The organism is Micrococcus sp. LASM2_SD2 (assembly GCF_057364565.1).
Window position 1 is genome coordinate 1 of record NZ_JBNFOB010000126.1, and the last position, 6,622, is coordinate 6,622.

Annotated in this window: 9 protein-coding genes; 2 read left to right on the forward strand and 7 right to left on the reverse strand. The window is 73.1% G+C overall.

The annotated features are described in order from the left end of the window. On the forward strand, positions 1–1,302 hold a 1,302-nt coding region (locus AC2W7A_RS07765; protein ID WP_485990852.1), incomplete at its 5' end, for a bifunctional 3'-5' exonuclease/DNA polymerase. A 159-nt stretch (positions 1,303–1,461) separates the two neighbouring features. Here AC2W7A_RS07765 and AC2W7A_RS07770 read toward each other — a convergent pair. The 7 genes from AC2W7A_RS07770 to AC2W7A_RS07800 all read right to left on the reverse strand — a co-directional run bounded on the left by AC2W7A_RS07770 (position 1,462) and on the right by AC2W7A_RS07800 (position 5,824). Continuing rightward, complete coding sequence (locus tag AC2W7A_RS07770) at positions 1,462–2,748, reverse strand: hypothetical protein (protein WP_485990853.1); 1,287 nt, start codon at positions 2,746–2,748, stop codon at positions 1,462–1,464. A 168-nt stretch (positions 2,749–2,916) separates the two neighbouring features. Then, positions 2,917–3,357: a GNAT family N-acetyltransferase gene (locus AC2W7A_RS07775; protein ID WP_485990854.1), complete on the reverse strand. Its 441-nt coding sequence runs from the start codon at positions 3,355–3,357 to the stop codon at positions 2,917–2,919. Between the two features lie 54 nt (positions 3,358–3,411). Further along, positions 3,412–3,699: a hypothetical protein gene (locus AC2W7A_RS07780; protein WP_485990855.1), complete on the reverse strand. Its 288-nt coding sequence runs from the start codon at positions 3,697–3,699 to the stop codon at positions 3,412–3,414. A gap of 104 nt (positions 3,700–3,803) precedes the next feature. After that, positions 3,804–4,415, reverse strand: a complete 612-nt coding sequence (locus AC2W7A_RS07785; protein WP_485990856.1) for a hypothetical protein — start codon at positions 4,413–4,415, stop codon at positions 3,804–3,806. Positions 4,416–4,462: 47 nt separating this feature from the next. Beyond that, positions 4,463–4,819 carry a zinc ribbon domain-containing protein YjdM gene (locus AC2W7A_RS07790; RefSeq protein WP_485990857.1) on the reverse strand — a complete coding sequence of 119 codons (357 nt, stop codon included), beginning with the start codon at positions 4,817–4,819 and terminating at the stop codon, positions 4,463–4,465. Between the two features lie 77 nt (positions 4,820–4,896). Continuing rightward, positions 4,897–5,025 carry a YciI family protein gene (locus AC2W7A_RS07795; protein ID WP_485990860.1) on the reverse strand — a complete coding sequence of 43 codons (129 nt, stop codon included), beginning with the start codon at positions 5,023–5,025 and terminating at the stop codon, positions 4,897–4,899. Between the two features lie 130 nt (positions 5,026–5,155). Further along, positions 5,156–5,824: a GOLPH3/VPS74 family protein gene (locus AC2W7A_RS07800; RefSeq protein ID WP_485990858.1), complete on the reverse strand. Its 669-nt coding sequence runs from the start codon at positions 5,822–5,824 to the stop codon at positions 5,156–5,158. 101 nt (positions 5,825–5,925) lie between these two features. On the opposite strand from AC2W7A_RS07800, the gene AC2W7A_RS07805 reads away from it, so the two are divergent. Further along, positions 5,926–6,622, forward strand: a 697-nt coding sequence (locus tag AC2W7A_RS07805; RefSeq protein ID WP_485990859.1) for a thiamine pyrophosphate-binding protein, incomplete at its 3' end; no start/stop codon positions are given.

The following is a 6,622-nucleotide window of genomic DNA, read 5'->3' on the forward strand; positions in this document are numbered from 1 at the left end:
TCGGCCGCCGAGACCCGCGCCCAGCGGGCGGCCATCGGCGGCTCGGCCCGCCCGGAGCGGCTCTGGATGCTGGTGACGGCGGAGTCCCAGGGCGCTCTGATCGCCGAGGAGATGCATGCGGCGGGCCTCCCCTGGGACCCGGACGTCCACGACGCCCTGCTCACCGACGCGCTCGGCCCGCGCCCGGCCGAGGGAGAGCGTCCGGCACGCCTGCAGGAGCTCGCCGAGCAGGTGGCCCGGGACCTGGGGTCCCCGGGGCTGAACCCGGACTCGCCACCCGCGCTGCTGCGGGCCCTGCAGACGGCCGGCGTCACCGTGGACTCCACCCGGCAGTGGGACCTCAAGCACTGGATCGACTCCGGCGGGGCGCTCAGGCAGGACCGGGCGAGGATGCTCGCCGCGCTGCTGGACTACAAGGCGCGTTCGCGGCTGCACACGGCGAACGGCTGGCACTGGCTGGACACCTGGGTGCGGGACGGACGGTTCCGACCCCGCTACCTGGTGGGCGGCGTGGTGACCGGCCGCTGGGCCGCCCACGGCGGCGGTGCCATGCAGGTGCCGGCCGTGGTGCGGGATGCAGTGCGGGCCGACCCCGGCCACGTGCTGACGGTGGCGGACGCCTCCCAGGTGGAACCCCGGATCCTGGCGGCGATGTCCGGGGACGCGGCGCTGGCCCGGGCCGGCACCACCCCGGACCTGTACCGCGAGGTCGCGGAGCAGGGCCGCTCGCGGGGCACCGCCCTGGACGACCGTTCCCGTGCGAAGGTCGCGTTGCTGGGCGCCATGTACGGTTCCACCACCGGGGACTCCGCCGCCCTGCTCCCCCACCTGCGCCGCCTGTACCCGCAGGCGATCGGCCTGCTCGAACGGGCCGCTGCGGTCGGCGAGTCCGGGGGCCAGGTGTGCACCTGGCTCGGCCGCTGGTCTCCGCCGCCGGAGCAGGACTGGCGGGACACCGTGGCAGACCGGCAGACCCAGGCCGCCGAGTCCCGCGCTCGGAGCATGCGGCGCACCGCGGGACGCTTCACCCGCAACTTCGTGGTGCAGGGCACCGCCGCGGAGTGGGCGCTGTGCTGGATGGGCGAGATCCGACGGCGACTGCACCAGAAGGCCCCGGGGACCGACCTGGTGTTCTTCGTCCACGACGAGGTGGTGCTGCACGGCCCTGCGGAGGAGGCCGCCGCCGTCGGGGAGGCGGTGGCGGAGGCGGCCGAGGCCGCCGGCCGTCTCCTCTTCCCCGGCGCTCCGGTGACCTTCCCGCTCACCGTGGCCGCGGTGCGGTCCTACGCCGAGGCGAAGTAGCCGGCCCCGGACTCCGCTGCGCGAGACCCGGCGGTCGGCCTGCGTCCGAGCGGACGGGTGCGGGGACGCCGACGGCCCGGGACCAGAAGGTCCCGGGCGTCGTCCTCACGGTCCGCATCCGCCTCAGGGGCGGTCGCGGAGCGTCTGTGCGTCAGCCGATCAGAAGTCGGAGCCCCCGGAGCCGGTGGAGCCGGAGGGGCCGGAGCCGGTGGAGCCGGATATGCCGCCGAACACGGCGTTCATGTCCTCCTCGGTGACCTGCACGGCGTCCTTCGGGACCTCGAGGGTGTCGGCCTCGCCGGACATGGTGGACTTCACGGGAAGCTCGGTCTCACGCGCCTTCTCGAAGGTCTCAACCTCCTCCGGCTTGGCGTCCTTCGGCGGGTCGATGACGTCCAGGATGTCCATGACGTCCATCTCCATGGCGGTGACCTTGCCGTCCTCGATCGTGTAGGTGATAGGGAACGGCTTGTCGTTCATCATCTCCAGGGCCTCGTCCATGTCCTCCTGGCCGCCGCCGGCGGACGGGGAGGCGGAAGAGGAGGCGGAGGCGGAGGCGCCGTCCGTGCCGGAGGTCTCGGTCTCCATGAGCTCCGGGTTCTCCTCGAGCATCTCCTTGAGGCGGATGTTCGCCTCATAGGTGGTGTCCCCGGTCTTCTCCACGTCCGCGTACTCGAGGGCGAAGTCGGCGGGCTTCTGGTCGCCGGCCTCGTCCTCCATGCGCTCGACCTCTTCGGCCACGGCCTTGTCGAACTCCGAGCCGAGCTTCTTGTCCAGCGCCAGCCACGAGCCCTCGAGGCCCTTGACCAGCCACTGGTACTCCTCGGGGGCGTCGGCGAACTGGGCCTTGAGCTCGTCCGCGGTGGACTCACCGTCCGGGCCCATGCTGCGCATGATCTCCATGACGTCCGCGCGGAGGAAATACTCGGACTCGCCGACCTCCATCATCTGGACGGCACGACCCTCGCCCATCTCGGCGGTGAAGGACCAGTCCGCACCGCTGAGGTCCTTCATGTCCGCGAGGGCGGTGTCCGTGGTGGAGCGCGCCTCCAGGGTCAGGGCCATGTCCTTGACGAGGTCCATGGCCTCCTCCGCGGACTTACGGTCGGCCTCGGTCATCTCGCCGCCCCCGGCCATGGCGTCCACGATCTCCTGGAGCTGCTCCTCGGAGGCCTCCACGGAGAAGGTGGCCTTCTGCTCCTTCCAGGTCTCCTGGTCCTTGAGGGCCTCGCGGAGGGTCTCCTTGGGGTCCTCGGTCTTCTCCTCGGTCTTCTCCTCGACCTTCTGGCCGCCGTTCTCGCCCTCGGAGCCGCCGGCGCCCTCGCCACCACCGTCGCTGCACGCGGCGGTAAACATCAGCGCGGCCACGCCCAGGGCCGCCCAGGCCTTGGCACCGTGGCGACGCCCGGTCTGCTCCTCGGCAGTGGTCATCTCGAACTTCGTCATCTCTCGGTCCTTCCCCTCAATCGGGCCGTCTCGTGATCGGAACGGGGCCGCACAGGCGGCGGACCCCAGTCTCGACCACCCTAGCGAGGCGACCGCCCCAGGGGTCCAGGGCGACCGGCCCGGCACAGCATATTGTGACCGGGCCGTGACCTGCCGGAGAACCCCGTCTCAGTCGATGGACCCACGGCGCATGGGGGTGTGGAGGATGCCGTCCTCGAGGAAGTCGTCGCCCACCCTCCGGTAGCCGAAGCGGGCGTACCAGCGGCTCAGGTGGGCCTGGGCGTCCAGCACGGACGGCCGGTCGCCGATGAGCCGGAGCGCCGCCTCCAGCAGCGCCGCCGCCAGGCCCCGGCCACGGCGGCCCGGGTGGACCACCACGCGGCCGATCCGGGCGACGTCGCCGTCCTCGAGGATCCGCAGGCACGCGACCGGCGCGCCGTCCTCCTCGACCCACAGCTGCACCGTCTCCGGCTCCAGGTCCCGCCCGTCCAGGTCCAGGTAGGGGCAGTCCTGCTCCACCACGAACACGTCGCTGCGCAGCTGCCAAAGCAGGTAGGCAGTCCGGGGGTCGAGTCCGGCGAAGTCGGAGGCGTGGATGCGCGGTGTCATGCGGTCATCCTGTCCGGTGGCCCGCCCGGGCGTCCACGCGGCGTCCGGGCCTGCTCAGAAGCCGCGCGGCGCCTCGTCCTGGCCCGTGTCCAGGTCCCCGGCCCCCGGCTCCTGGACGCCTGAGCCGACGGCGGCGGCCGACTCGTTCCCGGCGGCCTCGGACTCCGCGAGGTCGGCGAGGTCCTGCCGGTGTGCGGCCTCCTGGGTGCGCGCGTCGGACCGGGACGGCTCGCCGGAGCGCTGGTCGTTCCCCTGGGCAGCCACGTCCTCCGCCGCGCCGGTCTCGGCCTCGTCCTCCGGACCCCGGGTGCGGTCCTGCGGGTCGCCGTGCTGCTCTGTCATGGGGTGCTCCTCTCCGCCGGGCGGCGACTGTCCGCCCGTGCGTGCGGACCAGGCTAGGAGGCAGGGCGTCCCGCGGGCAACGGCGGGCCGCCCGTCCCCGGTGCTCAGGCGAACCGCTGCCGCGCTTCCTCCACCACCGCGCACCAGTCGTCGAAGTCCACTCCCTGCATCGGCACCAGGCGCACGTGCTCGAACGGCGCGGCGCCGAAGACGATCGGCCTGCGGAACAGGCCACGCCGGAAGCCGGGCTGGAAGAGCCGGCGGGCGCCGTCGTCGAGCCCCTCGACCCAGGCGATGCCGGGTCCGGTGAGCGGCAGGACCCAGGCCCGCTCGTGCCCGTCCGAGTAGGCGGCGGGCACCATGCGGCGCTCGACGGGGCCGACGTGGGACCACGGCAGCGGTCCCACGCTGGCGATGCTCAGCCCCGCGGCGTCCAGCCGCCACATGTGCCACGGCGTGTTCAGGGCGCGGCGGCGCAGGAGCAGGGCAACGGCGAGCAGGAGGAGACCGGCGGCGAGCAGCGCGACGCCGGTGATGGCGACGGTCGGCTGGTCCCGGAAGAGGACCAGCAGCATCGCGCCTCCGACCATCGGCACCGGCCACAGCAGCAGGAACACCAGCTGCACGATGTGCGTCCGGGGCGGACGTGCGCCGGCCTCCACCACCGCGCGGGCGCGCAGCTCAGTCTGCAGGTCGTTCAGGTCTCGTCTCTGCATGGTTCCCGCCCTCCCGGTGCGGTGTCGTCGACGAATCGGTGGGGCGGTCAGGCCCGCTTGACCACGGAGGACTTCAGGTACATGGCGCCCTGGCCGGGGACCTTGGCGGAGATGTCGTGCCCGTCCACCGGGTACTCGAGCAGTCGGATGCCCGTGACCTTGGTGCCCGCCTTGACGGTGGATCCACCCTTGACCTTCAGGTCCTTGGCGATCGTGACGTCGTCGCCGTCGTGCAGCTCGTTCCCCACGGCGTCCCGCACGACGACGGCACCCGCCTCCGTCTGGTCCGCCTCCTCCTGCTCGGCGGACCACTCGTGCCCGCACAGGGGGCAGGTCAGCAGTGCACCGGACTCGTAGGCGAAGTCCTCGGAGCAGGAGGGGCAGGGCGGCAGCCGGTCGGCCATGACGAGTCTCCTCGTGGGGACGGCGTGCCGGCGGGGGCACGCGCGGTGGGTCGGCCCCAGCGTATCCGCAGGACGCGTCAGCCGGCGAAGGGGCGGGCCTCGACGGCGCCGCGGACCACCCGGGAGGCGGCCTCCGCCACGGCCTCGGCGGCGTCGTCGTCCGCCTCGATGATCCAGAACCCGCCGAGCTGCTCACGGCCCGGCAGGTAGGGGCCGGATCAACGATTGTAGAACGATGTGCGACATCGCTACTGCGGAGCCCGGGGGGCGCCTACCCTGCCGAGAGGATTTCCCACGCCTCGGTCACCGGTGGGACGGAAACGGCGCCTCGCCCCGTCAGTCGCCGGTGTTGGCCGAGAGTGCACCGGTCATGACGGCGGCGTGCATCGAGCGCACGGCCCGGGCGACACCGTCGACCGCCGGTCCGGCGGTCTCGCGCAGCTCGGCCGCCCTGGCCTTGAGCTCACGGCTGCTCAGGCCGGTGTCCCTCCGGTCGAAGACGGCGGTCGGGATCTCCAGGGCGCTGACGAGTCCGAGCATCGCATGCTGCTGCAGGGTGGGCTCGGCTCCGCGCAGGACCTCCACGAGGCCCTCGCGCAGCTCCGCCTCCATGGAGCCGTCCGCCTCCGGGTAGCGGCGGGGCTTGAGTCCGAGCCAGCCGCCCTCCTGCACCTGCACCACACCGCGCTCGGCGAGGTACTCGCCCACGGTGTGCTCGAGCCGGCGGCCGATCGTGGTCAGGGCGATGGACACCCGCTTGCCGTCGTGCCCGAGGAAGCGGGCCAGGCCCTCGTCCAGCAGGCGGTCCCCGGTGGGCGTGACGTCCTTGACCCGGATGAGGTGTCCCTCGTCCGCGACGTCCACGCGTCCGGCGGCGGCGAGGTCGGCGAGCATCGCCCCCGCCAGGCCGTACCCGGTGTACTGCCCCAGCGCCTCGGGGCGTCCGTCCTCCTGCAGCAGGAGCAGGAAGAGGCCGGTGGTGACGGTGGGATGCGGGCTGCTCATGGGTTCAGCGTAGCGCCGCCGTCGACCGCGCCCGGGCTGGACGCCTAGGCTCGCCGGAACGGTCGCGCAACGGCGGCCCCGCGAGAACGAGAGGACATCCCATGGCGAAGAGCACGCACGTCAGCACCGAGGCCCACAAGATCCCCACCGAGAGCCTGACCCCGGACCAGGTGAACGGCGGCGACGTCCTGGTCGAGGTGATGCGCGCCGCGGGGGTCGAGGTGGCCTTCGGCGTGGTCAGCATCCACAACCTGCCGCTGGTGGAGGCCGTGGACCGGGAGCTGCGGTTTGTCCCGGTCCGGCACGAGGCCGCCGCGGTGAACGCCGCGGACGGCTACGCCCGGGCCACTGGCGGCCTCGGGGTCGCCCTGACCTCCACGGGCACGGGCGCCGGCAACGCCGCCGGCGCGATGCTCGAGGCCATGGCCGCCTCGAGCCGGGTCCTGCACATCACCGGCAACATCAACGCGGACCTGATCGGAGAGGGCAAGGGCGCCTACCATGAGGTCCCCCGTCAGATGCAGATGCTCCAGGCCGTCAGCGCCCATGCCCTCCGGGTGGAGACCGTGGGCCAGGCCCTGCCGGTGCTGACGGAGGCCGTGCACCTGGCCCTGACCGCTCCGCAGGGGCCTGTCAGCGTGGACTGGCCGATCGATCTGCAGTACCTGGCCAAGCCGGACGCCCAGAACAAGGTCGCCGAGCGCACCGAGAGCGTGCGCACCGGGGCCCACCGGGACGTGGAGCGTGCCGCCGCGGTGCTGCGCGAGGCCCGCCGGCCGCTGATCTGGGCCGGCGGCG

Bases quoted from the DNA above. Each gene is read 5' to 3' on its own strand.
- AC2W7A_RS07770 (WP_485990853.1), bottom strand. From the start codon at position 2,748: ATGACGAAGTTCGAGATGACCACTGCCGAGGAGCAGACCGGGCGTCGC.
- AC2W7A_RS07775 (WP_485990854.1), bottom strand. From the start codon at position 3,357: ATGACACCGCGCATCCACGCCTCCGACTTCGCCGGACTCGACCCCCGG.
- AC2W7A_RS07780 (WP_485990855.1), bottom strand. From the start codon at position 3,699: ATGACAGAGCAGCACGGCGACCCGCAGGACCGCACCCGGGGTCCGGAG.
- AC2W7A_RS07785 (WP_485990856.1), bottom strand. From the start codon at position 4,415: ATGCAGAGACGAGACCTGAACGACCTGCAGACTGAGCTGCGCGCCCGC.
- AC2W7A_RS07790 (WP_485990857.1), bottom strand. From the start codon at position 4,819: ATGGCCGACCGGCTGCCGCCCTGCCCCTCCTGCTCCGAGGACTTCGCC.
- AC2W7A_RS07800 (WP_485990858.1), bottom strand. From the start codon at position 5,824: ATGAGCAGCCCGCATCCCACCGTCACCACCGGCCTCTTCCTGCTCCTG.